Source organism: Staphylococcus sp. HMSC035D11 (assembly GCF_001836075.1).
GTDB classification, from domain to species: domain Bacteria; phylum Bacillota; class Bacilli; order Staphylococcales; family Staphylococcaceae; genus Staphylococcus; species Staphylococcus hominis.
Window position 1 is genome coordinate 162,799 of sequence record NZ_KV827226.1, and the last position, 25,705, is coordinate 188,503.

Genomic DNA, 25,705 nt, shown 5'->3' on the forward strand with positions numbered 1-25,705 from the left:
CTCTTTTCTATTATCGTTTATCAATTTTATTTGTAAGCCAATCCCCGATGAATTGGATTATAAATACAATAATTAAAATAAATACGGTTGACACTAGAATGACGTCGTTTTGGTTACGTGTAAAACCAGTTAAGTAAGCTAAGTTACCTAAACCACCTGCACCAATAACGCCTGCAATAGCAGTTGAACCAACTAAAGCGATAGCAGTTACTGTAATACCTGAAACAAGTGCTGGCATTGCTTCTGGAAGCAATACTTTTCGAACGACTGTCCAAGTATTCGCACCCATAGACCATGCTGCTTCAATAACGCCTTTATCGATTTCTTTAAATGCGATTTCAACTAATCTTGCGTAGAACGGTGCAGCGCCAATGATTAATGCTGGAAGTGCTCCCGTCGGTCCACTAATTGTACCTAATAATACACTTGTGAACGGAATTAATAACAAAATTAAAATAATAAATGGAATCGCACGGAACAAGTTAACTATAAATGAAACTACCGTATAGAAAATTTTAGCTCCAGGTGCATCACTTTTAGCTGATAAGAAAAGCAGCACACCTAAGATTAAGCCAAAGATAAAAGCAAAAATGGTTGACACTACAGTCATATAAAGTGTTTCATATATTGCTTGCCAAACTTCAGGCCATTGCACGTTAGGCATAGTAATCATTTCATGGAAGATATCACCATATGATTTATCCATGTTTAATCACCTCCACATTTACGTGTTGTTTATGTAACTCAGTTACAAATGTATTAAATCCATCTTCACTAATATGTGGAATATGTACAATTAAAAATCCAATTGAACCTGTACGTGTATTTTTAATATTTGCTTCCAAAATATTTAATTCAATATTCTGCATTCGCGTAATATCAGATACAACAGGTTGTGTGGTATTATTACCGTTGAAATTCAATCTTACAATATAAGCGTCTTTGTTCAATGGTTCTAGATGTTTAATTGAATCTTCAAAATCGTCGTCTAAATCGTCTTTCACGAATCGTTTTGTCACCTCATGTTGAGGATTTTCAAATACTTCATCAACATTACCTTGCTCAATAACACGCCCATTTTCCATCACTGCAACTTCATCACATATGCGTCTAATCACTTGCATTTCATGTGTAATAATCACAATCGTTAGATTTCTTTCTTCTTTTATTTTTAATAGTAAATCTAAAATTTCATCCGTTGTTTGTGGATCTAGCGCACTTGTAGCCTCGTCACATAATAAGACATTCGGATCATTCGCTAATGCACGAGCAATCCCAACTCTTTGTTTTTGACCACCTGATAATTCTGAAGGATAAGCTTTTTCACGACCTTTTAAACCGACCAACTCTACAAGTTCTAAAGCTCTTTGTTTTGCTTCTGCACGAGATACTCCAGCTATTTCTAGTGGGAACATAATATTACTAATGACAGTACGTGACCATAACAAATTAAAATGTTGGAAAATCATACTTACTTTTTGTCGTTTTTTTCTCAAATCTGACTTAGAAAGTTTGTTAATATTGTCTCCATCTATAATGATATCCCCTGAAGTCGGTTCTTCTAGATTATTAAACATTCGAATTAACGTACTTTTACCAGCACCAGAAAACCCAATCACTCCAAAAATTGAGCCTGATTCTATATTCAAGTCAACGTGATCTACTGCTAGTACATCTTTGTTCTTTGTGTGATAGCGTTTAACAACTTGATTTAACTCAATCACGTTAAATGCCTCCCTTAAATTCCTTATGTAATTAAAAAATGCTTTCCCATCTAGAGAGATGAGAAAGCATTTAAAATTATCTTTCTCTCATCTTCTAAAGTCTTAAACTTTATGTGAATTGGCACCATTTCCATTATAGACGGTTGCCGGGCTTCGTAGGGCACATCCCTCCACCTCTCTCGATAAGAGTTTTCGCACTATTTAATTAATTTATATCCTATCACTGTACTAATAATTCGTCAATCATTTTTTTAACTTTTCTAACAAATATGGCACGGATTGAAATGCATAGATTCTATCTACCTCTTTATCCTTATCCATAATTAACAGTACAGGTACAGACATAATTTTATATTCTTCACTAAAATACTTATGGAAATTTAAATCAATTTTTTTAAGTGGTAATTGTTCGATATCATTTGCAATATCTAGCATGCGCTCTGAAATCTTACATGTTCCACACATAGGAGTATATCCAAATATTAAATGTTTATCTTTATCAAAGTGTTCTTTGATGTCTTCGATTTTAATAGAATTATTCATTCACAAGTACTAACCTTTCAGAACTTAAATTAGGTATAAGTTTTTTCTCTTTTTTTACGTTAAATCCGTATTTACTCAATACATGAGCAAGATAATTTTTGGGACAACGTGCGACTTCACAATATGTTTTATCTACATAGATATGTTCACTTTCACTTAAATAACGTTTAAACCACTTTCTAATTTTTTCGCCCTCATCATCTGAATCGGCAAGAATATAGACCTGTTTTCCATATAACGTTTCTATCATATCGTCTAGTTTGTCGATACTCATTGTACCATGTGTACAAATAATATTTACAGGTTCAGCAATGACTTGTTGCACTTTCTTCTTATCAGATTTACCTTCAACAATGATAACTTTATTTAAAATTGCCATGTTCATCCACCTTCTAAGTCGATATTAAACAATCATTTACTTTTTCACGTTATTGATGAATATAAACACAATTTACAGATAATTAATATAATTATATAAAAAACTCCTAGATTTAATATCAAGGAGTTTTAAAAAATTATTCGCCAATCATTTCAGAGTATTGTTCAGCTGATAGTAATTCATCTAATTGACTTTCGTCACTTAATTCAACTTTTACCATCCATGCTTTTTCATAAGGTGATTCATTAACAAATTCTGGACTATCTTCTAATTCGTCATTTGTTTCAACAATTTTACCAGAGACAGGTGCATACAATTCAGATACTGTCTTTACTGATTCAACACTACCAAATGTATCCCCTTCATTAATTTCATCATCGACATCTGGTAATTCGACAAATACGATGTCTCCTAATTCACCTTGCGCGTATTCAGTAATACCAATTGTTGCCGTATTTCCTTCAACTTTAACCCATTCATGTTCCTTAGAATATTTGAATTCGCTCGGTACTGCCACGAAAATCCCCTCCTAAAAATAATTACAATTTAATGATGCCATACCGTAAGTTTTCATTCAACTATTAATATTAAAAGTTGTGATTATACTTTCTATAACCATACATCTTTGTATTGTTCTTCATTAAAACCTAATGTAACTTTTTCACCCGAAACCGCTAGCGGACGTTTTACCAACATTCCATCTGAGGCTAAGAGTTCTAATTTTTCATCATTAGATAATTCATTTAATTTATCTTTCAAACCAAGTTCTCTATATTTCACACCATGTGTATTAAAGAATTTATTGATTTCCACTTCTGATTTAACTACTAACTCTTTGAATTCTTGCTTTGTAGGTGTGTGTTGCACAATATCTATAGACTCATAACTCACTCCATGCTCATCTAAAAATCGAGCAGCTTTTTTACAAGTTGTACATTTTGGATATTGATAAAATTTAATCATTCAGTATTATCCTCCTATTTAAACTTATTCTAAATATATCAGATTATTTAAATAAACGCTCTACTTTTTAAGCTTTATTTTTTTCTAAACATTAGTAATTAGTTATAATATATAAAACAAGCTAAAAGGAGTGTAAAGTATGAAAAATATTACTACTACTGAAGAATTTAATTCAGTTATTCAAAGTGAACAACCTGTTATTGTAAAATTTGAAGCTGGTTGGTGTCCTGATTGTAAAGCAATGGATATGTGGATTGATCCAATCGTTGACAAGTATAACGACTATAAATGGTATTCAGTAAATCGTGATGAATTAGAAGATGTAGCATCAGACAATGAAGTCATGGGTATCCCAAGTTTACTTATATTTGAAAATGGTCAAAAACATGCCCATTTACATTCTGCTAATGCAAAATCACCTGAACAAGTTGAATCATTCTTAAAAGAAACATTTAATAAATAATTAAAAAACCACACTCGTTATTTTGAGTGTGGTTTCTTTAATATTCTGAGATTAAATGTTTATTTTTACGTTTTGCTTTAGGTGGAACCTCTTCTAAATCAGTAAGATACAATAAACCTGCAATAGCTTCATCTTTAGCAATACCAAATGCTTTTCTTACTTTTGGTTCAAAGATGTACAATGGCGTTTTCCAACATGTACCAATACCTTTTTCATAGAGTAATAACATTAGATTCTGAGTGTATGCACCCATCGCAAAAAAGTTTTCGCGATTTTGTCGTTGTCGTGGGTCAGTTTTAAGTACTAAAACTAACATACCTCCTAAATTTGTCACCGCGTTATAATGATCTTCTTGTTTTTCCGGACTATTTGGAAAGGCAAAACGTGTAATATCTCTACTCATATCTCCTAATCTATCTTTAGAAACATGAATAACTCTCCACGGTTCTCTCATACCATGATTAGGAGCGTCAGTAGCTTGTTCTATGGCTTTAAATACATCTTCATCATTAATAACCATATCATGTTTAAATTTCTTTATACTTCTTCTTAAAGAAATTACTTCTTGTAATTCCACAATTATCGCTCCTCTATATTGATAACTATTATCAATTATACGCGGATATCGATGACATTTCAATGTATACTACATGTTTTCGTAAAATAATAATTGTTTTTTTAGTTCTTTAACATGAATCTGTCCTGGCGCTTGAGGTTCACCTAAACAACCATATGACACTGTCCCCCCAAAAACACCTTGAGCAGTTCGGCTCACTAATCCTAAACGAGACATAGATATCCCAATAACTTGTTGAGAAATCGCTTCAGATGTGTAAGCTACTGCTTCTAATAGCGTTGCTACGTCCCTTTTTTCCTTAGGCATTACTGCAATTTTTACATACTCAGGATTTAATTTTAGCATTTTATAATATGTGAATTTTAATTCTTCTAACGGTGGCGTTTCTAAAAAATTATGATATGAGACAATTATTTGCTTCTGATGACGATGTGCATTTTCTATAATACGTTTATGCGTCTCAACATCTATATTTGACTCCCATTCTATATCTATCATTTGAAATGCATCTATTGAGGAAATTGTTTCAATTAACTGTAAATATTCTTTATTAGTTAACTGACCTTTTCCACCTTGAGAAAGTGTGCGATATGTCACCAATATTTTGAAATGACCCTTTATTTCATTTAGAAGTGAAAGGTTTTTCATTAAATGTTCGTGATGATGACTCTCCCATTGATCTATACGCAACTCAATGATATCTATATATGCATGATTATCATTTATACTATTTAACGTTTCATTATCTATTATATCTTGAGGTGCTATGGTTGCAGCTACCTTTACTTCTGCCATATAATCCCTTCTTTTCTTACCATTTACAATTTTATATTATTTTAAACTATTTATGTCACACTCGCCAATGTTTAAAATTCATGTTAATTTTTACAAATCATGATTTAAAACGTTTTAGTTGGGTATACAATAATTATATTCGAATTTAGGAGGTAATAATAATGGCAGTTCAATATGAAACTAAAGCAACAAACGTTGGTGGACGTAAAGGACACGTACACACAGACGATAATGCAATAAATGTAGATGTATTACCACCACAACAAGCAGACGGAAAAGCAACTAACCCTGAACAATTATTCGCAGCTGGCTATGCTTCATGTTTCAATGGTGCATATGACCTTATTTTAAAACAAAACAAAGTTCGTGGGGCAGAACCTGAGGTAACTTTAACTGTACGCTTAGAAGATGATCCAAATGCTGAAAGTCCAAAATTAAGCGTATCTATTGATGCAAAAGTTAAAAATGTATTATCTCAAGAAGATGCTGAAAAATATCTACAAGACGCTCACGAATTCTGTCCATATTCAAAAGCAACTCGTGGCAACATCGATGTAGATTTAAATGTTCAAGTTGTTGACTAATTAGTATTACGCTTTAAAATCTAAATTTTATAATTTTAAAAAATTCTGAGACGTCTCATTATGTCTCAGGATTTTTTTATGTTGATAGATAAAGATTGAATTGAAAAGAGCTGATATCAAGTTATTTCAATAGTAGTACAGAAGTTAACATAAAGACTTTCAATAAAAACATCTACGTTCTTTGGGCTGTATTGCTAGAGTTGAACGACGAGTTCAAATTGAATCCTATCCTGCCCATTTCCTATCTAAAAAATTAAGTTTAAAAATATCGATGTATGATAGATATTATTTTAATGTCTATATATTCTCACACTTTTTGTATAATTTTTTAAAATAAGCTATTCTATGTATATAGTTATTAATTAAAGTTTATAAAATATTTATAATTCAATTAATTTGTATAAATAGATTATTAAATGCTAATGATAATTTGAGGTGAGTATAATGTCAGAAGTTAGAATTCTTACTAACAATGATTTAAATCAATATATTACTTTAATATCAAATGATTCACATACTTATTCATGGGATAAACTTTATTTTCAACATGTGTCTCCAAATTATTTAAAACACATTCTATCTAAAGAAGAAGAGTATTGTAATATTTTTGGCAATTTTAAAAATGAAAAACTTGTGGCTGGTGTTACATTGCGACAACTCAAACAAGTAGGCACACAACATAAAGCAATGTTAGAAAATCTCTTTTTAAAAGACAAAAAAGACGAGATTACTTTGCAAAATTTAATCTGTGAAGTGATTAATTATGCAAAGGCTCGTCATATTGAAAAACTAATGACTTGTATTACGTCCAATCATATTAGTGCAAAGATTTTTTTCACTGCACTTGGTTTTGAAACTTTAGGGATTGAAAAAAACTCATTTAAAGTAGATGATACTTATTTCGATGTTCATTGGCTACTCTATGATATTAAATAGCCAGGATAATAATTTTATTTATTGACATCATCGATTGTAGGATCAACCATATCGAGAAATTCAAATTTTCCATGTGTATAAATGAATTTTAAAATACAACAATTTCCAATGATATATTGATTTGCCATATCATCACCTATCCATTTTCTTAAAAAAACCTGAATGGCTGTACCATGGCTTACCGCTAAGAATGTTTTTCCATTAGAGGACTCTAATAAATTACTTAATGTTGTGACGATACGATGTTCAACTTCACTTTTCGTTTCTCCTCCGAAAGCACGTAGTCTAGTTCCAAAAATATCGTGTTTATCCCAAACTGCATCCAATAATTGAACACTATCTCCTTCAAATAGCCCAAAACTCCATTCTTTTAATCCTTTATTACGTTGATATGCTTGATCAGGTAAAACATTTTCTAACGTATCACATGCTCGTTCCGAACTAGATGAATATGCTTCGTCAAAAGTAATATGATTATGTTTAAAGTAATGACCTGCTTGCTTCGCTTGAGATATTCCTAATTTAGTAAGTGGAGAATCACTTGCACCTTGTACTTTCCCTCTTAAATTAAACATAGTTTGTCCATGTCTCATTAAATAGAGTATTTTACTCATTACATTCACCTCAATATATTTTTTAAATAATATAGGCAACTTTCTTTTACACCACTTTATAATCCATACATAGTATACCTTAATTTTTTTATACTTAAAAATAACTAAAGGTAAAAAATTAATTACTACTCGTTTGATTCTCATTATAAGGGGTATAATGAATTATAAGTTTTATAAATAAAGGAGCGTTCATTATGAATGATCATAATCAATACAATTATGTCAATCCTAATAACCTCTCATTAGATTGGGAATGTTTTGTAATAAGTAAATCAGAAATGTTACTTGATGGAGTTCCTAGTGAACTTATTCATTCGTGGTTAGATAGAGAAATTATAGAACCTTTTTCAATTAGAGATAATGAATTAAACTTTAAAACTAAAGATATATGGAATGCGCTAAAGCAACAAAATTGGTACTATCCTAATTCAAATTAATTTATAGAGGCTAATTGCTCGATTAGCGCTTTCGATAAGTTGGTGATCAACGTAATTTGACATAACATATGCTCTAATTTCTTTATTATTGCGTTCGTTTTTGGGAAATTTATGATCATTTACAATGTAGTTTGCTAAACTTCCTAGTGGTGTATCATCATTAATAAATCCAATAACAAAATCATAAAATGTCATTTTTTCCTCCTCACATTACAACATTTCAGTATCTCCTATCATCTTATTATTTCTAAATGAGTGATGTTTATTTATATAAGCAAATCAGTAAGTTAGATTTTTATAAAAGTTGTAATGTTTTAATTGATTTTATTAAAATAATTAAAACACTTTATTTTTAATTATTCACTAAAAACATTCTATGCGGATATTAACTTTCTGTAAATGTGACGATTTTTTGAACTTTTATACTCTTCTATTTACTTTTCTGATTTCCCCTTTTAATTGATATGTTTATTAGTGTAATCATACATATTTATGACTGCCGATGAGTATATTTTAGTTTAATCGCCAGCTTTTTTTCTGTGTATTTACGAAGTAATTCTTTTAATAAGAATTAAAGTTTTACCTTTCTTTTAAAGAAGTGATATGATGATAAAAAAGACATCATTGTTATAGAGGTGACACTACCTATGAATATTAATAAATTATTTTGGATTAATATTATGATTACCCTTTTATTTCTAGGTTTTAATATTACTGTCACCTATTTTCCTAAGTTAGATGATTATTTTTGGCTCATACCTGGTTTAATCATATGTGGCCTTACTATTTCATTCAGTTTAATTGCCGCTATTTTGGATAAAAACCTTATAAGCGAAATAATTTTTTTAACTAATCTAATCATTTTTTTATATTATATATATCCACTGATATATAACTTTTTTAAATTAAAATGTGGGAGGTTTACAAATGAGTACACATTTAACAATTTTACTTTGGCTGGGTATTATATTTGTTGTTGCTGCTTCAATTATATTAGGGTTATTGTTAAAATCTAAAAAAGAAGAACGTAAAGAATCATATTTAGGCTTTACAGTCATCTTTTATATTTTTGGTTTTGCTTTACTGATATATGTACTAATATTTGGTATTTTATAAATAGAGTTTAAAAGAACAAAATACAATCTTATTTTGTTCTTTTTTATATATTCCTCTATAAAACAATTAAGGAGATATAAATTGAAGACTATTCAATTGAAGCGTATTATATTTGTTATTTTCATTTCATTACTATTTTTCGCGTTCCCTTCTCATACTTATGCATCTATAAGTTCCACTTCTTCATCTTCAGGAAAAGGAAATGATTTCAAATTACAACCTGGTGACATTATTCTTACAAAAGGTCCGGTATTATTTGGTTTCTTTGGACATTCAAGTATTGCTTTAGATCATGATACTGTTTTACAAATTGAAGGACCCGGCGATAAGCCTATTACTGAATCTTTCGAATCATTTAAACAGCGATTTGGCGTTAAAAAAAATGATTGGATTAAAGTATATCGTTGTGAATATCCTAATGCAGGTCAAAAAGCAGCTGATTGGGCAAAAGCTCATTATAAAAATAGTGATAAAACTTATTTAGTTACACTTAATTTAAAAAGTGAACGTTTTACATATTGTACTAAAATTATTTATCAAGCATATAAATACGGTGTAAGTAAAGATACGATAAATGATCATGGTTTACTGATTATCTCTCCATATGCTTTAGTTGATAATTTTAATAATGACTATCGCCTTAAGCTCGTAAAAAAATACTAATAGTTAAAGACTATGGCGTTACGCTATACTTTTCTATACTAAGAAATGATATTTAAAGGAACAACTTATTTTTATGAAAAACAAAAAATTAAATTATCGATTTTTTTATTACATCTTTTTAACTCTTATTATTATATTATTTATTCTTTTCTTTCTTTACTTTTATAAACATTTTGATTTAAAACAAAATCAATCCTTAGATTACTATGCTAACTTTAATGATTTAAAACAACATACAACAAAAAATAAAGATTGGAAAATAATCACAAAACACCGTAAGCACAGCGATACCTTAATTACAGCGATTCATGGTGGAAGTATTGAACCTGGAACCACTGAACTCGCTCGTCGTATTTCAAATATTGGTCAATATAATTTTTATTCATTTGAAGGTCTACGTTCAGATAATAATGCTCAACTACATATTACTTCTACTGTTTTTGATGAACCTCAATTATTAGATATGCTCAACCATTCGTCAAAAACAGTATCTATTCACGGATATGCAGGCGATGAACCCATTGTTTACGTAGGTGGTCAAGATAAAAAATTGGTTCAAACATTACGTCATTCATTAACTGATCATGGATTTACAGTACAAAAAACGCCTAAAGGAATTGAGGCCCTTTCCAATAATAATATTATTAATAGAGATAAAAAAGATACAGGAGTGCAACTAGAATTGACGACTCGCCAACGAGCTTTGTTTTTTAAACATAACAACTTGGATAAAAATAATAGACGATCCCCCAAAAATTATACGAGAACATTTTATAGATTTGCCGAAGCAGTAGATCAAGGTATTAAAAAAGCTCAATAAATGTAATATCGTTTTTTTAGTTTTTTAATTAAATTAAATTGGGTATATATAAGTAATGAGTTTAGGAGGCGTTTCTATGGACGAATTAACTAACGAACAAAAATATACAGTAGCAAAATTTTATAAGCTATATATGGAACGTTCAAATAGTGGTCAAACAGAGGAAGAAGCAAATAATTTTAAAGATAGTATTACAGCTCAAGATGATTATTTTTGCGATAGAAAATATAGCGATTTCTTAGAAAATTGTAAAGTTCTTATTGATCATGGCTATCTAGATGGTAATATTATGTCTGATAGAATTGATAATATTAAAGTTACAAATAAAGCTTTTACTGAAATTGAACAAAGCTTTAATTAAAAATATCCAATTTTTTCAAGTTATTCCTATTCAAGGATCTTTGCTTAAAAGTCTTAAATAAATATATTTATTTAACTATGAATATAACTTTTAAAGCCTGCACATATGTATTGAGTATGTTTCAGGCTTTTTATTTTTAATAGAGGTGAGTTTACATGAATCATTGGAAAATTAATAATATGACGAATAGAAATCTACTTATACAACAAAACGAAAATGATGTATCTATAGTTGAACCTTTAAATAATGGTTCATTTAAAATTCTATCAGAGTTTAAACTGAATACACCGTCTCTTCCTATTAATACATATGATGACCAGTTATATGTTTCAATCAATTTTAAAAATGAAGAAATTAACATTTACAATAAATCGAATGAATAACACTATTATATTAATAATTTTATTAACTAAATTGTTTTAAAAAAATAATAAAATGTTAAATAAATATTAATATTTATTATGTAATAATTATAGTAATATTTGATTGATATGTTGTAATTATGGAGGTCAGTTATGGATAACATTATATTCTATCTAGGCATTACTTTATTTTTAATCGCATGTATAGTCATTATTTTTGGTATTATTGCTATTTTTAAGAATAAAAATTACTTAAAAATGCTTGCTATGGCTATTATTATTATCTTATTAAGTATGCTTGCACTGGGTATTCATAAAGTCATTGAGAGTAATAATCCCTCTAAAAGTGACATCACTCCTGTAAAAAAAGAAAAGCCTAAAGATAATAAAACAAATAAAGAAAATAATAATAAAAAAGATAATAATTCTAAGAAAGATCATAAGGATACATCAAATGAGTCTATTCAGGACACTCCTGCCACTCAAGAAAACACACCCGCCACAGAAGAACATTCAATTCAGTCATCAGAATCACCAACTACACAACAAGAAAACCCAACTACTGAACAAAATAATGCGACTACAAATAACCAAAATTCTACACAACGACACCAAGAACCTTCAACACACCAACAAGACACATCTCAATATCAGACGAATTCAGCAAATAATGATTTAAAACAAACAAATTCTACTCAAACCCAGAATAGTCAAAATAGTACTCAATATAATCATACAAATGAATCTAATACAACAAAAAACAACACTAATAATGTAAATCAAAATAGCACATCAAATACAACTCAAAATACACAAAGCGGTAATACGAATAATAATATAAACCAAATAAACAATTAATAATAAAAAAGGTAGAGTTTTGAGGCTCTACCTTTTATTTTCGACTTCTTTTTAAAACTTATAAATATTTATTGAATATTACATTTAATATGCCATACTAAAATATGATACGACTTAAAACAAAGGGATGAGACAATGAAAAAATTAGCCTTACTAACACTTTCAAGCTTTCTAGTATTAGGTGCATGTAGTCATAGTAATGATACAGTCAAAGATGTAAACGAAAGTGCACATAAAAAAAATAATCCAAAAGCACACAAATCTAAAGGCAATTCTGAACGCGTAGATAGTAAAAAAATAAATAAAAACTAAAAATAAGGAGTAGAAGCGCTCTTACTATCCATCGCTTCTACTCTTATTTAATTATCATTCTTCGTATTGTTTAAAGTAATCTTCATCTAAATGGTTAAGATGAATATTTTCAATTTGTAGTGTAACATGTTCTAAATTATATTTTTCTTTCAACAATTCAGAAACTTTATTAACCGTTGAATATGGCCATTTAGTATATTCATCACTTAAAACAACATGAGCACTCAATGAACTATGGTTTGTAGTGATACTCCATAAATGAAATTCATGCACATCTATAACGCCTTCAACGCTTTTCATTGCATTAATAATTTCATCTGAATCATATCCATCTGGAATACTCTCCATCAACACTTTCCAAGCATTTTTAATTATTTTATATCCACCATTTAAAATGATAAGAGAAATGATGATACTAATGATTGGGTCAATAATTTCCCATCCAGTAAAATGAATAAGTACTACTGCTACGATAACGCCAATTGAATTTAATAAATCTCCGAAAAAATGCCATAATGCGCTTTGAATATTAACATTATCTTCTTTTCTTAAAGATCTATATAAAATAAGTGTTAAAATGATATTTATAATAAGACCTAATACAGCTACAAATATCATGATACCACTTGCTACCGATTCAGGATGTATGATTCTCAAAATGCCTTCATACATAATACCTAACGAAATAACAATTAATGCTAAGCCATTTAAGAAAGCTACAATAATTTCTAATCTTAAAAATCCATACGTATAATGTTTCGTTGGAGGCTTACTTGCAAAATAAATAGCAAGCATAGACAACCCTAGTGCCAAAACATCACTTAACATATGGAATGAATCTGATAATAAAGCAAGTGAATTAGCATATAATCCCCCTACAAACTCTACAATTGTAAAAATCAACGTAATAATTAAAGAAGACCAAAGCGTTGCTTTTGAACTACTTTGAAATTTTCTATGTTCTACATGATGAAAATATTTTGATTGATTGTTCATTACTTCTCTCCAAACAATTAAATTATAAACTATTTTCTTTAAAACTACCCTAATATATATTAAAAAAACCTTACAAACATTAATATATCAACGTTTTAATGTTATTACAATAAACAATTGAAATTTAGAAATTTAAAAACATTGTATATTTGAGATGAAATGATTTATCACATAAATGTAAATATAAATTGCATTACATTTAATCACCACAGTTGATTTACTAACCATAAAAGTTCGTTATTTCTATTTTGTCCTAGACTAACTGACTTATATCTGGTGTTAGTCAAAAGTATTCATCATTCTTTAATTTATTAACATCATACTTACATTATTTTTTTCTTTGCATTATTTCTATATAATATTAAGAAAGAAGCTCTTCAAAAACATGAAAAAGGAAGTTATCAAATGCTTTTATTTCCTTCAAGTATTTTTATGATTTTACTAGGAAATTTAATTATTAAAAACCCACCTAAAAAGATAAACCGCTTCTACGGATTTAGAACAAAAAAATCAATAAAAACGCAACATAACTGGGACAAAGGACAAATAGACAGTTAGCATATTTTAAATATAATGAAATGAAAGATACTTATAGTGAAGATGAGAAAATTCATGATATTATCCTTGAAATTCACAATGATAAAAATGAAATAGTTTTATACAAAAATATTGCATCTTAATTATAGGGTGCATTTTTATTGGGTATATTTGGGGGCTATATTGGGGCAATAAAAATAAAAAGCTTGCAACCAATAGGGTTACAAGCTATAAGATGGAGGCGGCGGGATTCGAACCCGCGTCCAGAGGTCCTGATACAAATCTTTCTACGTGTGTAGTCTATTGATTCATTTCGCATATTGGTAAGCAATAGACAACCAACAATATGCTAGTTTGATTAAATTTCATCTAAACAGACTTCAAACGGCAGTGTTTAGCATATCCTATTAGGGTTGAATCGCGTTAACAGCACATAGGAAATGCTGTTAGGCGATGCAGAGCGCTATTACGCAGCTACTGCTAAATTATTGTTTGATTTGTCAGTTATATTTAACCGAATGTGTTGATGACGGAGACAACCCTCCGACACGCTTAATAAGCTCGGGGGACCCCTGTCGAATCCAAAAACGCCCCCACAATATAATAAAATACAAGATACAGTTTAATTTAAACAACTTTACTTATCATAACAAATAGAGCCCGATTAAGCAACAATTATGCTTAATAACGGGCTTTCATTGCACGATCAACATCTCGTTTCATTGCTTTATCTTTCAATGCTTGACGTTTATCATGCAGTTTTTTACCACGAGCTATGCCTAATAAAACTTTACATTGTCCATGTTTTAAATACAATTTTAAAGGAATAATCGAATATCCAATTTCTCTTGTACGTTCGCCGAGTTTGATAATCTCTTTTTTATGCAATAACAGCTTTCTTGATCGTAATGGATCATGATTAAAACGATTTCCTTCTTCGTATGGAGCAATATGCATATTATTAATGTACATTTCTCCACGCTTCACTTGTGCATAACTATCTTTTAAGTTCGCACTACCACGTCGAATCGATTTAATTTCTGTACCTTGAAGCGCAATACCTGCTTCAATGGTATCTTCAATATTATAATCATGTCTTGCTTTACGGTTTTCAGCCAACGTACCTGGTGATTTTGTTTTTTTCTTGGCCATTACTGTATGTCACCTCTTTGCTGATTATTTTTTCTTACGACGCGCTTTTTTCTTAATATTTTTATCTTTATAAAAAGGTTTATGCTTAGTTGAGCTTTGTTTATCACGTTGACGTTGATTTTTACCCTTACGTTGTTTACGTTTTTTCTTTTTGTTTTTATGATGATTATCTTTGGATTTATCTAAAGATTTACCACGCGTTTTAGCTTGAATCGTTTTTCCACGAGCAGGACGCTGTGATTTATCATTTTTAGGTAATGGCATGCCAACAATTTGGAAATCTATCATGCGTTCATCTACGTCTACATGAGTAACTTTAACTTTTACCTCATCACCAATTCTAAACACTTTAGCATGTCGTTCACCTATCAACGCCATTTGTCTTTCATCAAATTGATAATAATCATCTGTCATATTAGAAATATGAACCATACCTTCTATCGTATTTGGTAATTCAACGAACATACCAAAATTGGCAACAGAGCTTACAATACCTTCAAATTCATCACCAATATGTTGAATCATATACTCTGCTTTCTTCAACTCATCTGTATCTCTCTCTGCTTCAATTGCGCGACGTTCACGTTGAGATGTATGTTCTGCTAATTCTGGTAATGTTTCTTCCCATTTATGCATCTCTTTATGATTCATAGAGTGATCGACAAGATACTTACGAATTAAGCGATGAACAGTTAAATCTGGATAACGACGAATCGGGGAAGTAAAATGTGTATAATATTCTGCTGACAAGCCGAAATGACCTAAATTCGTATCATCATAATGTGCTTGTTGCATCGAACGTAACATCATTGTTGAAATAACCATTTGCTCAGAACGACCTTCAACTTCTTCTTGGATAGATTGTAATGTTGAAGGATGAATATCTTCACCTGTGCCTTTAACCATAATACCAAAATTAGTAATAAAGTCGAAGAACTGGCGTAATCGATCTGATTTTGGTTGTTCATGAACACGATAAATAAATGGCACTTCTAATTTGTTAAAATGTTCAGCAACTGTTTCATTGGCTGCTAACATAAATGATTCAATTAAACGCTCTCCTTCACCACGTTCTCGCAATATTACATCTGTAGGTAGTCCTTCTTGATTGACCAACACTTTAGCTTCATTAATATCAAAATCAATTTCACCACGACGTTTACGCATACGGATAAGTCGATTAGATAAATCTTGTGCTAAATCTAACATTGGGACAATTTCACTGTATTGTTGACGCACTTCTGTGTTTTTTTCGGTAATAATTTGATTCACTACATCATATGTCATACGATAGTTTGAATGAATAACACTATCAAATATGTCATGATCCACCACTTCGCCACGCTCATTTATTTCCATACGACAACTTAACGTTAAACGATCTACTTCAGGATTTAATGAACAGATACCATTACTTAAACGGTGTGGAATCATTGGAATAACACGGTCTACTAAATATACACTCGTTGCTCTGTCATAAGCTTCTTTATCTAGCGCAGAGCCTTCTTTTACGTAATAACTTACGTCTGCAATACTTACTGTCAATTCCGTATGGCCATTATCTAGACGTTTAACGCTAATTGCATCGTCTAAATCTTTAGCATCTGCACCATCTATTGTAATTGTAAGATCGTTTCTTAAATCTCTTCGTCCCTTAATTTCTTCAGGTTTTATTTCTTCAGGGACTGATTCCGCTTCTTTTAATACCTCATCAGGAAATTCAATCTCAATTCCATGCTGATAAATAATTGAAAGAATATCTACTCCTGGGTCATTTTTATGACCTAGAATAGCAGACACATGTCCTTCTGGATTATCTGTGCCATCAGCATATTTTGTGATTTGGACAAGTACTTTATGACCATCTACGGCTCCAAGACTCTGTCCTTTAGGTATAAATATATCTTGCATAATACGTTTATCGTCAGGAATGACAAAACCAAAATGTTTTGCTTCACTATACGTACCTACCACTTGTGTGACAGAGTGTTTTTCTATAGATTTTACTTCACCTTCAACTTTTCCACGATGCTCTCCTCTGGATTTTTGTAATTCAACTATTACTGTATCTCCATCTAAAGCACGATTAATCTTTGTTGGTGGAATAAAAATATCTTCAAGTTCTTCGTTTTCTGGGCGTAAAAAAGCAAAGCCTTTTTTATTTTGACTTAAAGTACCTCTTATTAATTTTGAACTTAAATTCTTATTTGATACTTTACGTTGATAGCGATCTGTCTTTGTTCGCTCTACCAATCCTGCTTGTTCAAGTTCAACGAGCACCTTTATTAATTCTCTAAATGAGTCGGCACTACTAAGACCTAAAGCATCTTGAAAGTCTGATACAGACATCGGTTCATAATCAGGTTGTTTTACAATATCTTCAATGGATTGCTTTAAATTCATCATGCCCCTCCTTTCTTTAATCAATTATTTTTATGATTTATTCAGACCAGTCTAATCCTTCTAAAAACGCATATACATCTTCAAACACTTGCTCTTTTTCTTTATCAATTGTAATGACATGTCCTGAATTTGCATACCATTTAATTTGTTTTTCATCTGAATCTACATTTTCGTATATATAATTTGCTGACTGAGGATCAATCATTTCATCTTTTTCAGCTTGAACTACTAAAATGGGATCTAAGACTTCATCTACATCATTACGCACACGACTTAACGTATCACTAAGTTCTTTGAGTGTTTCAGTAGGATGAAAATCTTCCATTTCTTTATCAATCGTTGCTTGATCTTTACCTTCGTATTTTTTAAAATTACGTGCATATTCTAAAAAACCTTCATAGATTGTACCTTCTGTTTTTACTTCGGCAGGTGCACACATTGTTATGATACCTTTTACAGGACGGTTTAAACTTAACTTCAATGCAAATACGCCGCCTAATGACAATCCAGCTACCGCTATGTCTTCATAACCTTGTTCTACAAGATAATCATAGCCATCAAGTACATCTTTAAACCATACATATGGACTAGACTTTAATATTTCTTCTGGCGGTGCAGCATGACCTTCATACTGTGGCGCATAGGAAGTATAACCTTTTTTTTGTAAAAATCTACCAAGTTGTCTTACATCTGAGGAATTACCTGTGAATCCATGTAAAAGTAAGACTGCTCTTTTACCTTCTTGGAAAAAGAAAGGTTGAGGTAACTTAATTTGCATTTTTTATCCCTCTCTAACAAAAATTATAATATGATTATTTTTTTAATTTGTACTAATAGGTTGTATTCATTATATAATCAATCTATTTTATTCCCTGAATAGCTTAAAAATATGCATTGATGATTATATTAAAATAATGACTTCTTTATAAAATGTGTTAATTCTATTATAAATAAAAAAGCCCGACATTGATATCGTCGGACCTTATAAACCAAAATAACTTATTCCAATCATTATTAAAAAGAAAATGATGGCTAACACAATTGTTAATCTATGCAAGAATAAATCGACGCCACGTTGTTTTTGCTTACCAAATAACTGTTCAGCGCCCCCGCTAATCGCACCCGAAAGTCCATTACTTTTACTTTCTTGGAGTAATACAACAGTAATTAATGCAATACAATCAATAATTAATAAGACCATAAATAATGTATGCATGAAAAATGTCCTCCGTTCATTATATACGTTCCGAATTATAACATATTCTTAATATAGTTATCAAATACTATCGATTAAATGTACTTTTACGTACAATTGAAATAATTAACATATATATGGCTAATATTGCTGAACCAATCACGACGATTAAAATAGGTAAAATAAATAAAACCGATTTTGTTTCAATAATAGCATTTAACACCATTGTTAAGTTGACAAGTGTAAATAATACATTTGATACATATACGGCAAACATAAACCACCAAAGATATTTATGTCGATTCCATAAAGCAATCACTCCAGCTAAATATGCAAGAATATACATAATACCTGTATATCTAAAACTATTTAAAATATTATCTACTGCACTGCTTGACGCTTTTTGATGTGCTAGTGTTAACAGTGTCTTAGCAGTGCGAGCATCTAAAGCAATAAAATTATGGATAATTAATAATATACAAAATACAAGCGAACTATATCCAATCAATTGACCAGTAATACGTTCTCTTTTATTTGACTGATTAAGTTGTTGATCCATCTTCAATTCTCCTTCTTTCAATTACAGGATTATTATATCAGTTTCATCAATGAAGTTAAATCTTACACTTCTATACTATTATTTAAAATTTTATATTAAAAAAAGCCTGTCATAGTCTCAACTCTATGACAGGCAAACGCGTGAACTCTATTAATTTTAGTATGTTGCTAAAATTATTTATCTAAATTGTAGAAAGATTTAATTCCGTCAAATTTTGCTGTTTCAAATAATTCATCTTCAATACGTAGTAATTGATTATATTTCGCAATACGATCTGTTCTTGATAATGAACCAGTTTTAATTTGACCAGCATTTGTTGCTACTGCGATATCAGCAATTGTTGTATCTTCAGTTTCACCAGAACGGTGAGATACTACTGCAGTGTAACCAGCTTTTTGAGCCATTTCAATAGCATCAAATGTTTCAGTTAATGTACCAATTTGGTTTACTTTGATTAAGATTGAGTTACCAATACCTTGTTCAATACCTCTAGAAAGAATTTCAGTATTAGTTACGAATAAATCGTCACCTACTAATTGAACTTTATCACCGATACGATCAGTTAATTGTTTCCAACCGTCCCAGTCATTTTCATCCATACCATCTTCAATTGTAATGATTGGATATTTACTAATTAATTCTTCTAAGTAGTCAACTTGTTCAGCTGCGCTACGTTTCGCACCATGTTCACCTTCGAATTTAGTGTAGTCATATACACCATTTTCATAGAATTCAGATGAAGCACAGTCAAATCCTAAGAATACATCTTCGCCTGGTTTGTAACCAGCTTTTTCAATCGCTTTAATGATTGTTTCAACTGCATCTTCAGTACCGTCAAATCTTGGAGCGAAACCACCTTCGTCACCTACAGCAGTTTCTAATCCACGTTCACTTAAAATTGATTTTAAGTTATGGAAAATTTCAGCACCCCAACGTAATGCTTCTTTAAATGATTCAGCACCAGTTGGTAAAATCATGAATTCTTGGAATGCAATTGGTGCATCTGAGTGAGAACCACCGTTAACAATATTCATCATTGGGACTGGTAATTGTTTACCGTTAAATCCACCGAAATATTTGTATAATGGTTGACCTAATAAGTCAGCTGCTGCGCGTGCAACGGCAATAGATACACCTAAAATAGCGTTTGCACCTAATTTACCTTTGTTAGGTGTTCCGTCTAATTGAATCATCATTTTATCAATTGATACTTGATCTAAAACTGAAAATTCACCTTCAACGATTTCTGGAGCGATAATTTCGTTTACATTTTCAACAGCTTTTGTAACGCCTTTACCGCTATAACGTGATTTATCTCCATCACGTAATTCAACTGCTTCGTGTTCACCAGTAGAAGCACCTGAAGGTACTAAAGCACGACCAAAAGCACCACTTTCAGTTAATACTTCAACTTCAACTGTTGGGTTACCACGTGAGTCTAATACTTCGCGAGCATAAACATCTGTAATAATTGGCATAATAAATAATCTCCTTTAAATTTAGATTCCTTAATTATTATAACTATTTTTTGTTATTTAATAAAATATTTATACTAAGATGACTTAATATTAAAGAATAATATTAAATCATCTTATCATTTACAGTTTTACTAATGCTTAATTAAAGATTCACCTGTCATGTCTGACGGTTGTTCAACATTTAATAAGTCTAGTAATGTAGGTGCTAAGTCACCTAAACGACCAGTTTCACGTAATGTTACATCTTCTTTAGTAACAATTACCGGAACTGGGTTTGTAGTATGAGTAGTCATAGGTTGATCATCATCAGTTAAAACTTGATCTGAGTTACCATGGTCAGCTGTAATAATTGCATAGCCATTCATATCTAAAATTTTATCAACCACTTCACCTAAACATTCATCTACTGCTTCAATTGCTTTGATAGTTGGTTCAAGCATACCACTATGACCTACCATGTCAGGGTTAGCAAAGTTTAAAATAATTAAATCTAAATCACCTTTGTCTAACTCTTCTAACAATGTATCTTTAACTTCGTATGCACTCATTTCAGGTTTTAAATCATACGTAGCAACTTTAGGTGAATCGATTAAGCGACGACGTTCACCTTCAAATTCTTCATTACGTCCCCCACTCATGAAATAAGTAACATGTGGGTATTTTTCAGTTTCTGCAATACGTAATTGTTTTAAATTATTATTTTGAGCAACTTCACCAATTGTATTCGTTAAATCAACTTTTTCAAATACGACTTCTGCATCAACATTATCATTGTATTTAGTAAACGTTGCATAGAATAAATCATTTACACGCTCAACTTTAAAGCCGTCAAATGCTTTATTTGTAAATATTTCAGATAATTGTGCTGCTCTATCAGGACGGAAATTGAAGAAGATAACAGCATCACCATCTTGAACACCTTCATTTTGTCCTTCAACTATGAAAGGTTCAACAAATTCATCTGTAACATCATTTGCATAATTCGCTTCTACACCTTCTTTAGCGTTCGCATAAGAAGGACCTTCGAAATTGCGAATAGCATTATAAGCTTTTTCTTCACGATCCCAACGTTTATCACGGTCCATTGCGTAATAACGACCTGAAATTGATGCGAATTGACCTACACCAAGTTCTTTGAATTTAGCTTCTGTTTCTTCAATATATTTAATTGCTGATTTTTGATCTACATCACGACCATCTAAAAATGCATGTACATACACTTTATCTAAACCTTTTTGTTTAGCAAGTTCTAATAATGCAAATAAATGTTTGTAATGACTGTGAACACCGCCATCTGAAAGTAAACCAAATACATGTAATGCTGAATCGTGATCTTTAACGTGTTGAGCTGCTTTACCTAACACTTCATTTTCGTAGAAATCACCATCTTCAATGGATTTATTAATACGAGTTAAACTTTGATAGACAATACGACCTGCACCTATATTCATATGACCTACTTCAGAGTTACCCATTTGACCTTCGGGAAGACCAACATCTAAACCACTTGCTTCAATTTGAGTCGTAGGATATTTGTTGTAATAACGATCAAAATTTGGTTTATGCGCTTGTTTTACTGCATTACCATGTTCACTTTCACGGTTAGCAAAACCGTCTAAAATAATTAATGCTGTTGGTTGTTTAGCCATAATTATTTAGCACCTTCTAACAATTGTACAAAATCATCTACTTTAAGTGATGCGCCACCAACTAATGCACCATCGATATCTGATTGAGCCATATATTCTTTAACATTATTTGGTTTCACACTACCACCATATTGAATACGAGTCGCATCAGCTACATCTTGACTAGACACGTCTGCTACTGTTTTACGTACTTGTGCACACATTTCATTTGCATCTTCTGAAGTAGCTGATTTACCAGTACCGATTGCCCAAATTGGTTCATAAGCAATAACAACTTCTTTAAGTTGATCTTCTGACAAGCCTTTTACTGCTTCTTTTACTTGGTTGCTTACTACTTCGTTAGCTTTGCCATTTTCTCTTTCTTCATCTGTTTCACCAACACAAATAATTGGTGTCATTCCATGATTAAATACTGCATGTGCTTTTTTATTTACATCTTCATCTGTTTCATGGAATAATTCACGACGTTCTGAATGTCCAATAACGACATATTTAACACCTAAATCAGCTAATGCCACTGGAGAAGTTTCTCCTGTATATGCACCATTATCTTCAAAATAAGTGTTTTGAGCACCAATTTTTAATCCTTTTGCTTTGCCATCATTCACTAGAGAGATTAATGCATCTAATTGAATTGTTGGCGCACAAATTACTGATTCAACTTCTTTTTCATCAGGTAATGTAGGTAAATTGTTTACAAAGTCTTTAGCTTCTTGAACTGTTTTATTCATTTTCCAGTTACCAGCTATGATTGGTTTTCTCATTATTGACACTCCTATTATTAATAAATTTAAACTTACTTATAAATATTTACGTTCTTTTATTGTTTTCCCATGAAAATCATAAAAGAAACATTTTTATTATTCAAATAAATATTATTTATCGTTAATTGCTTTGATACCAGGTAATTCTTTACCTTCAAGATATTCTAATGAAGCACCGCCACCAGTTGAAATATGAGTGAAATCATCTTCAAATCCTAGTGAAATTGCAGCCGCTGCTGAATCACCGCCGCCGATAATTGTGATTGCATCTTCTAAGTTAGCAATTGCTTTACATACACCAATTGTACCTTTAGCAAAATTACTAAATTCAAATACACCCATAGGTCCGTTCCATACTACTGTGTGAGCACCTTGTAATTCTTTAGTAAATAACTCGATTGTTTTTGGTCCAATATCCATTGCTTCTTGATCACTTGGAATTTCATCAATAGACACTTCAGTGATTTTAGCATCATTTGAAAATTCTTTAGCTACTTTGCAATCAACAGGTAATACAATTTGATCGCCATTTTTTTCTAAAAGTTCTTTAGCAAAGTCAATTTTATCTTCTTCTAATAAAGATAGACCAATTTCTTTACCTTGTGCTTTTAAAAATGTATATGCCATACCGCCACCAATAATGATTTTATCAGCGATATTCACTAAATTTTTAATAACACCAATTTTGTCAGATACTTTAGCACCACCTAAAATAGCCACAACTGGTTTATGTGGATCATTTACCACACCACCGATAAATTTAATTTCTTTTTCCATTAGGTATCCTGCAGCTGTTTCTAGATGAGTAGAAATACCAACATTTGAAGCATGTTCGCGGTGTGCAGTACCAAATGCATCATTTACAAACACATCACCTAATGATGCCCAATACTTACCTAATTCAGGATCATTTTTAGATTCTTTTTTACCATCTAAATCTTCAAAACGAGTATTTTCAACTAATAATACATCGCCTTCATTTAAATTTTTAATTGCAGATTCTAATTTTTCACCGCGTGTTTCTGGAATAAACACAACTTCTTTGCCTAATTTTTCAGTTAATGAATCCGCTACTGGTTTTAAAGTTAACTCTTTTTTATCACTTTCTTCTTTAACTTTACCTAAATGAGAGAATAATACTAATTTACCGCCTTGTTCTAAAATATATTTAATTGTTGGTAAAGCTTGAACAATACGGTTATCATTTGTAATTTCACCGTTTTTTAAAGGTACATTAAAATCAGCACGTTCAAGTACAACTTTCCCTTTTAAGTCTAAATCAGAAACAATTTTTTTTGCCATTATAATTTCCTCCTTTAAATAGGAATTATTAATATAAAAATAAGCGGAGAAGCGTTAGTGCTCCCCGCTTACTCATAAGCTAACTTAATTCAACATTTTATATAAATGTACTGAGCACAAGTTTTTATTAAACTAGGCTACGAAATTATTTAGTTAATTCAGCTAAATATTCTAAAGTACGTACTAATTGAGAAGTATAAGACATTTCGTTGTCATACCAAGCAGCTACTTTAACTAATTGTTTGTCGCCAACTGAGATGACACGAGTTTGAGTTGCATCGAATAATGAACCAAAGTTCATACCAACAATATCTGATGATACGATTTCATCTTCAGTGTAACCGAATGATTCGTCAGCAGCATTTTTCATTGCTTTGTTAACATCTTCAACTGTTACTTCTTTTTCTAATACAACTGTTACTTCAGTTAATGAACCAGTAGCTACTGGTACACGTTGTGCTCCACCATCTAATTTACCATCGATTTCAGGAATTACTTTACCGATAGCTTTAGCTGCACCTGTTGAGTTAGGTACGATGTTTTGTGCTGCTGCACGTGCACGACGTTTGTCACCTTTTTTGTGTGGACCATCTTGAGTCATTTGGTCGCCAGTGTAAGCGTGAATAGTTGTCATTAAACCTTCAACAATACCAAATTCGTCATTTAAAACTTTAGCAACTGGTGCTAATGAGTTTGTAGTACATGAAGCACCTGATACTACTGTTTCAGATCCGTCTAAATCTTTGTGGTTTGTGTTAAATACGATAGTTTTAACATCACCTTTAGCTGGAGCAGAAATTAATACTTTTTTAGCTCCTGCATTAATGTGTGCTTCAGCTTTTTCTTTTTCTGTATAGAAACCAGTACATTCTAATACTACGTCGATATCTAAATCGCCCCATGGTAATTTACTTGCATCTGGTTCTTCAAAAGATTTAACTTCTTTACCATTTACACGGAAACCACCTTCAACAACTTCTACGTCTCCGTTAAAGCGACCTTGCATAGTGTCATATTTTAATAAATGAGCTAACATTTCGTCGTCTGTTAAGTCGTTTACTGCAACTACTTCAATACCTTCTACGTCTTGAATTCTTCTGAATGCTAAACGACCAATTCTACCAAAACCATTAATTGCTACTTTTACTGCCATTATAATGGCC

Annotated in this window: 33 protein-coding genes, 1 other RNA gene and 1 riboswitch; of the genes, 12 read left to right on the forward strand and 22 right to left on the reverse strand. The window is 31.1% G+C overall.

Features of this window, described 5'->3' with window-relative positions; all coding sequences use genetic code 11:
* Nucleotides 1-10 precede the first annotated feature (10 nt).
* From HMPREF2647_RS03055 to HMPREF2647_RS03080, 6 genes are all read right to left on the reverse strand, one after another.
* Nucleotides 11-706: a methionine ABC transporter permease gene (locus HMPREF2647_RS03055; RefSeq protein ID WP_017175877.1), complete on the reverse strand. Its 696-nt coding sequence runs from the start codon at nucleotides 704-706 to the stop codon at nucleotides 11-13.
* Nucleotides 699-1,724 carry a methionine ABC transporter ATP-binding protein gene (locus HMPREF2647_RS03060; RefSeq protein ID WP_017175878.1) on the reverse strand — a complete coding sequence of 342 codons (1,026 nt, stop codon included), beginning with the start codon at nucleotides 1,722-1,724 and terminating at the stop codon, nucleotides 699-701. The genes HMPREF2647_RS03055 and HMPREF2647_RS03060 overlap by 8 nt, the downstream gene beginning before the upstream one ends.
* An 84-nt stretch (nucleotides 1,725-1,808) precedes the next feature.
* Nucleotides 1,809-1,913: riboswitch (SAM riboswitch) on the reverse strand.
* 54 nt (nucleotides 1,914-1,967) lie between these two features.
* Nucleotides 1,968-2,267, reverse strand: coding sequence for a thioredoxin family protein (locus HMPREF2647_RS03065; protein WP_002448091.1), 300 nt, complete (start codon nucleotides 2,265-2,267; stop codon nucleotides 1,968-1,970).
* Nucleotides 2,260-2,646, reverse strand: a complete 387-nt coding sequence (locus HMPREF2647_RS03070; protein ID WP_002448075.1) for a toprim domain-containing protein — start codon at nucleotides 2,644-2,646, stop codon at nucleotides 2,260-2,262. The genes HMPREF2647_RS03065 and HMPREF2647_RS03070 overlap by 8 nt, the downstream gene beginning before the upstream one ends.
* Before the next feature lie 136 nt (nucleotides 2,647-2,782).
* A complete protein-coding gene (gcvH, locus tag HMPREF2647_RS03075; protein ID WP_017175879.1) occupies nucleotides 2,783-3,163 on the reverse strand; it encodes a glycine cleavage system protein GcvH in 381 nt (126 codons plus the stop codon).
* A gap of 92 nt (nucleotides 3,164-3,255) precedes the next feature.
* Nucleotides 3,256-3,609: an arsenate reductase family protein gene (locus HMPREF2647_RS03080; RefSeq protein ID WP_048761460.1), complete on the reverse strand. Its 354-nt coding sequence runs from the start codon at nucleotides 3,607-3,609 to the stop codon at nucleotides 3,256-3,258.
* A 139-nt stretch (nucleotides 3,610-3,748) separates the two neighbouring features.
* On the opposite strand from HMPREF2647_RS03080, the gene HMPREF2647_RS03085 reads away from it, so the two are divergent.
* Nucleotides 3,749-4,072, forward strand: a complete 324-nt coding sequence (locus tag HMPREF2647_RS03085; RefSeq protein WP_048682682.1) for a thioredoxin family protein — start codon at nucleotides 3,749-3,751, stop codon at nucleotides 4,070-4,072.
* Between the two features lie 37 nt (nucleotides 4,073-4,109).
* On the opposite strand, the gene HMPREF2647_RS03090 is transcribed toward HMPREF2647_RS03085, so the two are convergent.
* Both HMPREF2647_RS03090 and aroD read right to left on the reverse strand, forming a co-directional pair.
* Nucleotides 4,110-4,649: a nitroreductase family protein gene (locus HMPREF2647_RS03090; RefSeq protein ID WP_002448165.1), complete on the reverse strand. Its 540-nt coding sequence runs from the start codon at nucleotides 4,647-4,649 to the stop codon at nucleotides 4,110-4,112.
* A gap of 69 nt (nucleotides 4,650-4,718) precedes the next feature.
* Entirely contained in the window at nucleotides 4,719-5,444 is a 726-nt protein-coding gene (gene aroD, locus HMPREF2647_RS03095) for a type I 3-dehydroquinate dehydratase (RefSeq protein ID WP_048761457.1), read from the reverse strand.
* 161 nt (nucleotides 5,445-5,605) lie between these two features.
* On the opposite strand from aroD, the gene HMPREF2647_RS03100 reads away from it, so the two are divergent.
* Nucleotides 5,606-6,028: an organic hydroperoxide resistance protein gene (locus HMPREF2647_RS03100; RefSeq protein WP_048680989.1), complete on the forward strand. Its 423-nt coding sequence runs from the start codon at nucleotides 5,606-5,608 to the stop codon at nucleotides 6,026-6,028.
* 444 nt (nucleotides 6,029-6,472) lie between these two features.
* Nucleotides 6,473-6,964, forward strand: coding sequence for a GNAT family N-acetyltransferase (locus HMPREF2647_RS03105; protein WP_048761455.1), 492 nt, complete (start codon nucleotides 6,473-6,475; stop codon nucleotides 6,962-6,964).
* A gap of 14 nt (nucleotides 6,965-6,978) precedes the next feature.
* Here the strand turns inward: HMPREF2647_RS03105 and HMPREF2647_RS03110 are convergent, their stop codons facing one another.
* A complete protein-coding gene (locus tag HMPREF2647_RS03110; RefSeq protein ID WP_019835711.1) occupies nucleotides 6,979-7,578 on the reverse strand; it encodes a histidine phosphatase family protein in 600 nt (199 codons plus the stop codon).
* Between the two features lie 194 nt (nucleotides 7,579-7,772).
* On the opposite strand from HMPREF2647_RS03110, the gene HMPREF2647_RS03115 reads away from it, so the two are divergent.
* The gene (locus HMPREF2647_RS03115; RefSeq protein ID WP_017175884.1) at nucleotides 7,773-8,015 is read left to right on the forward strand and encodes a hypothetical protein; all 243 of its coding nucleotides are present in this window, start codon (nucleotides 7,773-7,775) and stop codon (nucleotides 8,013-8,015) included.
* Here the strand turns inward: HMPREF2647_RS03115 and HMPREF2647_RS03120 are convergent.
* Nucleotides 8,007-8,210, reverse strand: coding sequence for a sterile alpha motif-like domain-containing protein (locus tag HMPREF2647_RS03120; protein ID WP_017175885.1), 204 nt, complete (start codon nucleotides 8,208-8,210; stop codon nucleotides 8,007-8,009). The two genes, HMPREF2647_RS03115 and HMPREF2647_RS03120, sit on opposite strands and share 9 nt — an antisense overlap.
* 452 nt (nucleotides 8,211-8,662) lie before the next feature.
* Between HMPREF2647_RS03120 and tsaA the strand changes: the two genes are divergently transcribed.
* The 8 genes from tsaA (at nucleotide 8,663) to HMPREF2647_RS11265 (ending at nucleotide 12,507) form a co-directional block, all read left to right on the forward strand.
* Entirely contained in the window at nucleotides 8,663-9,031 is a 369-nt protein-coding gene (tsaA, locus tag HMPREF2647_RS11435) for a type II toxin-antitoxin system antitoxin TsaA (RefSeq protein ID WP_371106722.1), read from the forward strand.
* The gene (gene tsaT / locus HMPREF2647_RS03125; RefSeq protein ID WP_017175887.1) at nucleotides 8,943-9,131 is read left to right on the forward strand and encodes a type II toxin-antitoxin system toxin TsaT; all 189 of its coding nucleotides are present in this window, start codon (nucleotides 8,943-8,945) and stop codon (nucleotides 9,129-9,131) included. Before tsaA ends, tsaT begins: the two co-directional genes overlap by 89 nt.
* A 96-nt stretch (nucleotides 9,132-9,227) precedes the next feature.
* Nucleotides 9,228-9,794 (forward strand): lipoprotein N-acylation protein LnsA, encoded by a 567-nt coding sequence (gene lnsA / locus HMPREF2647_RS03130; protein WP_029376807.1) that lies wholly within the window; start codon nucleotides 9,228-9,230, stop codon nucleotides 9,792-9,794.
* Nucleotides 9,795-9,867: 73 nt separating this feature from the next.
* Complete coding sequence (locus tag HMPREF2647_RS03135) at nucleotides 9,868-10,614, forward strand: poly-gamma-glutamate hydrolase family protein (RefSeq protein WP_049379259.1); 747 nt, start codon at nucleotides 9,868-9,870, stop codon at nucleotides 10,612-10,614.
* Between the two features lie 76 nt (nucleotides 10,615-10,690).
* The gene (locus tag HMPREF2647_RS03140) at nucleotides 10,691-10,975 is read left to right on the forward strand and encodes a hypothetical protein (RefSeq protein WP_017175890.1); all 285 of its coding nucleotides are present in this window, start codon (nucleotides 10,691-10,693) and stop codon (nucleotides 10,973-10,975) included.
* 155 nt (nucleotides 10,976-11,130) lie between these two features.
* Nucleotides 11,131-11,358 (forward strand): hypothetical protein, encoded by a 228-nt coding sequence (locus tag HMPREF2647_RS03145; protein WP_019835716.1) that lies wholly within the window; start codon nucleotides 11,131-11,133, stop codon nucleotides 11,356-11,358.
* 132 nt (nucleotides 11,359-11,490) lie between these two features.
* Complete coding sequence (locus HMPREF2647_RS03150; protein ID WP_017175892.1) at nucleotides 11,491-12,195, forward strand: hypothetical protein; 705 nt, start codon at nucleotides 11,491-11,493, stop codon at nucleotides 12,193-12,195.
* A 135-nt stretch (nucleotides 12,196-12,330) separates the two neighbouring features.
* Complete coding sequence (locus HMPREF2647_RS11265) at nucleotides 12,331-12,507, forward strand: hypothetical protein (protein ID WP_019835718.1); 177 nt, start codon at nucleotides 12,331-12,333, stop codon at nucleotides 12,505-12,507.
* A gap of 54 nt (nucleotides 12,508-12,561) precedes the next feature.
* Here the strand turns inward: HMPREF2647_RS11265 and HMPREF2647_RS03155 are convergent, their stop codons facing one another.
* The 12 genes from HMPREF2647_RS03155 to gap form a co-directional block, all read right to left on the reverse strand.
* Complete coding sequence (locus HMPREF2647_RS03155; protein ID WP_019835719.1) at nucleotides 12,562-13,503, reverse strand: cation diffusion facilitator family transporter; 942 nt, start codon at nucleotides 13,501-13,503, stop codon at nucleotides 12,562-12,564.
* A gap of 770 nt (nucleotides 13,504-14,273) precedes the next feature.
* Nucleotides 14,274-14,635, reverse strand: a transfer-messenger RNA (tmRNA) gene (ssrA, locus tag HMPREF2647_RS03160).
* 86 nt (nucleotides 14,636-14,721) lie between these two features.
* Nucleotides 14,722-15,192 (reverse strand): SsrA-binding protein SmpB, encoded by a 471-nt coding sequence (gene smpB, locus HMPREF2647_RS03165; RefSeq protein ID WP_017175898.1) that lies wholly within the window; start codon nucleotides 15,190-15,192, stop codon nucleotides 14,722-14,724.
* A gap of 24 nt (nucleotides 15,193-15,216) precedes the next feature.
* A complete protein-coding gene (rnr, locus tag HMPREF2647_RS03170; protein WP_070859522.1) occupies nucleotides 15,217-17,595 on the reverse strand; it encodes a ribonuclease R in 2,379 nt (792 codons plus the stop codon).
* Between the two features lie 37 nt (nucleotides 17,596-17,632).
* Nucleotides 17,633-18,373 carry an alpha/beta hydrolase gene (locus HMPREF2647_RS03175; RefSeq protein WP_017175900.1) on the reverse strand — a complete coding sequence of 247 codons (741 nt, stop codon included), beginning with the start codon at nucleotides 18,371-18,373 and terminating at the stop codon, nucleotides 17,633-17,635.
* A 204-nt stretch (nucleotides 18,374-18,577) separates the two neighbouring features.
* Entirely contained in the window at nucleotides 18,578-18,811 is a 234-nt protein-coding gene (secG, locus tag HMPREF2647_RS03180; protein ID WP_002448159.1) for a preprotein translocase subunit SecG, read from the reverse strand.
* A 67-nt stretch (nucleotides 18,812-18,878) separates the two neighbouring features.
* Complete coding sequence (locus tag HMPREF2647_RS03185) at nucleotides 18,879-19,349, reverse strand: hypothetical protein (RefSeq protein ID WP_017175901.1); 471 nt, start codon at nucleotides 19,347-19,349, stop codon at nucleotides 18,879-18,881.
* Nucleotides 19,350-19,522: 173 nt separating this feature from the next.
* Entirely contained in the window at nucleotides 19,523-20,827 is a 1,305-nt protein-coding gene (eno, locus tag HMPREF2647_RS03190; RefSeq protein WP_002448208.1) for a surface-displayed alpha-enolase, read from the reverse strand.
* Between the two features lie 131 nt (nucleotides 20,828-20,958).
* Nucleotides 20,959-22,476: a 2,3-bisphosphoglycerate-independent phosphoglycerate mutase gene (gene gpmI / locus HMPREF2647_RS03195; protein ID WP_048683222.1), complete on the reverse strand. Its 1,518-nt coding sequence runs from the start codon at nucleotides 22,474-22,476 to the stop codon at nucleotides 20,959-20,961.
* 2 nt (nucleotides 22,477-22,478) lie between these two features.
* Complete coding sequence (gene tpiA, locus HMPREF2647_RS03200) at nucleotides 22,479-23,240, reverse strand: triose-phosphate isomerase (RefSeq protein WP_017175904.1); 762 nt, start codon at nucleotides 23,238-23,240, stop codon at nucleotides 22,479-22,481.
* Between the two features lie 111 nt (nucleotides 23,241-23,351).
* Nucleotides 23,352-24,542, reverse strand: coding sequence for a phosphoglycerate kinase (gene pgk / locus HMPREF2647_RS03205; protein ID WP_017175905.1), 1,191 nt, complete (start codon nucleotides 24,540-24,542; stop codon nucleotides 23,352-23,354).
* A 145-nt stretch (nucleotides 24,543-24,687) separates the two neighbouring features.
* Complete coding sequence (gap, locus tag HMPREF2647_RS03210; protein ID WP_017175906.1) at nucleotides 24,688-25,695, reverse strand: type I glyceraldehyde-3-phosphate dehydrogenase; 1,008 nt, start codon at nucleotides 25,693-25,695, stop codon at nucleotides 24,688-24,690.
* Nucleotides 25,696-25,705 lie beyond the last annotated feature (10 nt).

Excerpts from the sequence above, each read along its gene's own strand:
- HMPREF2647_RS03185 (WP_017175901.1), bottom strand. The coding sequence starts at position 19,349 with ATGGATCAACAACTTAATCAGTCAAATAAAAGAGAACGTATTACTGGT.
- HMPREF2647_RS03135 (WP_049379259.1), top strand. The coding sequence starts at position 9,868 with ATGAAAAACAAAAAATTAAATTATCGATTTTTTTATTACATCTTTTTA.
- HMPREF2647_RS03115 (WP_017175884.1), top strand. The coding sequence starts at position 7,773 with ATGAATGATCATAATCAATACAATTATGTCAATCCTAATAACCTCTCA.
- HMPREF2647_RS03120 (WP_017175885.1), bottom strand. The coding sequence starts at position 8,210 with ATGACATTTTATGATTTTGTTATTGGATTTATTAATGATGATACACCA.
- eno (WP_002448208.1), bottom strand. The coding sequence starts at position 20,827 with ATGCCAATTATTACAGATGTTTATGCTCGCGAAGTATTAGACTCACGT.
- tsaT (WP_017175887.1), top strand. The coding sequence starts at position 8,943 with ATGAGTACACATTTAACAATTTTACTTTGGCTGGGTATTATATTTGTT.
- HMPREF2647_RS11265 (WP_019835718.1), top strand. The coding sequence starts at position 12,331 with ATGAAAAAATTAGCCTTACTAACACTTTCAAGCTTTCTAGTATTAGGT.
- pgk (WP_017175905.1), bottom strand. The coding sequence starts at position 24,542 with ATGGCAAAAAAAATTGTTTCTGATTTAGACTTAAAAGGGAAAGTTGTA.
- HMPREF2647_RS03055 (WP_017175877.1), bottom strand. The coding sequence starts at position 706 with ATGGATAAATCATATGGTGATATCTTCCATGAAATGATTACTATGCCT.
- aroD (WP_048761457.1), bottom strand. The coding sequence starts at position 5,444 with ATGGCAGAAGTAAAGGTAGCTGCAACCATAGCACCTCAAGATATAATA.
- HMPREF2647_RS03155 (WP_019835719.1), bottom strand. The coding sequence starts at position 13,503 with ATGAACAATCAATCAAAATATTTTCATCATGTAGAACATAGAAAATTT.
- HMPREF2647_RS03085 (WP_048682682.1), top strand. The coding sequence starts at position 3,749 with ATGAAAAATATTACTACTACTGAAGAATTTAATTCAGTTATTCAAAGT.
- HMPREF2647_RS03100 (WP_048680989.1), top strand. The coding sequence starts at position 5,606 with ATGGCAGTTCAATATGAAACTAAAGCAACAAACGTTGGTGGACGTAAA.
- gpmI (WP_048683222.1), bottom strand. The coding sequence starts at position 22,476 with ATGGCTAAACAACCAACAGCATTAATTATTTTAGACGGTTTTGCTAAC.
- HMPREF2647_RS03105 (WP_048761455.1), top strand. The coding sequence starts at position 6,473 with ATGTCAGAAGTTAGAATTCTTACTAACAATGATTTAAATCAATATATT.
- HMPREF2647_RS03140 (WP_017175890.1), top strand. The coding sequence starts at position 10,691 with ATGGACGAATTAACTAACGAACAAAAATATACAGTAGCAAAATTTTAT.
- smpB (WP_017175898.1), bottom strand. The coding sequence starts at position 15,192 with ATGGCCAAGAAAAAAACAAAATCACCAGGTACGTTGGCTGAAAACCGT.
- HMPREF2647_RS03070 (WP_002448075.1), bottom strand. The coding sequence starts at position 2,646 with ATGGCAATTTTAAATAAAGTTATCATTGTTGAAGGTAAATCTGATAAG.
- HMPREF2647_RS03110 (WP_019835711.1), bottom strand. The coding sequence starts at position 7,578 with ATGAGTAAAATACTCTATTTAATGAGACATGGACAAACTATGTTTAAT.
- HMPREF2647_RS03145 (WP_019835716.1), top strand. The coding sequence starts at position 11,131 with ATGAATCATTGGAAAATTAATAATATGACGAATAGAAATCTACTTATA.
- HMPREF2647_RS03150 (WP_017175892.1), top strand. The coding sequence starts at position 11,491 with ATGGATAACATTATATTCTATCTAGGCATTACTTTATTTTTAATCGCA.
- HMPREF2647_RS03175 (WP_017175900.1), bottom strand. The coding sequence starts at position 18,373 with ATGCAAATTAAGTTACCTCAACCTTTCTTTTTCCAAGAAGGTAAAAGA.
- HMPREF2647_RS03065 (WP_002448091.1), bottom strand. The coding sequence starts at position 2,267 with ATGAATAATTCTATTAAAATCGAAGACATCAAAGAACACTTTGATAAA.
- secG (WP_002448159.1), bottom strand. The coding sequence starts at position 18,811 with ATGCATACATTATTTATGGTCTTATTAATTATTGATTGTATTGCATTA.
- rnr (WP_070859522.1), bottom strand. The coding sequence starts at position 17,595 with ATGAATTTAAAGCAATCCATTGAAGATATTGTAAAACAACCTGATTAT.
- HMPREF2647_RS03080 (WP_048761460.1), bottom strand. The coding sequence starts at position 3,609 with ATGATTAAATTTTATCAATATCCAAAATGTACAACTTGTAAAAAAGCT.
- gap (WP_017175906.1), bottom strand. The coding sequence starts at position 25,695 with ATGGCAGTAAAAGTAGCAATTAATGGTTTTGGTAGAATTGGTCGTTTA.
- tpiA (WP_017175904.1), bottom strand. The coding sequence starts at position 23,240 with ATGAGAAAACCAATCATAGCTGGTAACTGGAAAATGAATAAAACAGTT.
- tsaA (WP_371106722.1), top strand. The coding sequence starts at position 8,663 with ATGAATATTAATAAATTATTTTGGATTAATATTATGATTACCCTTTTA.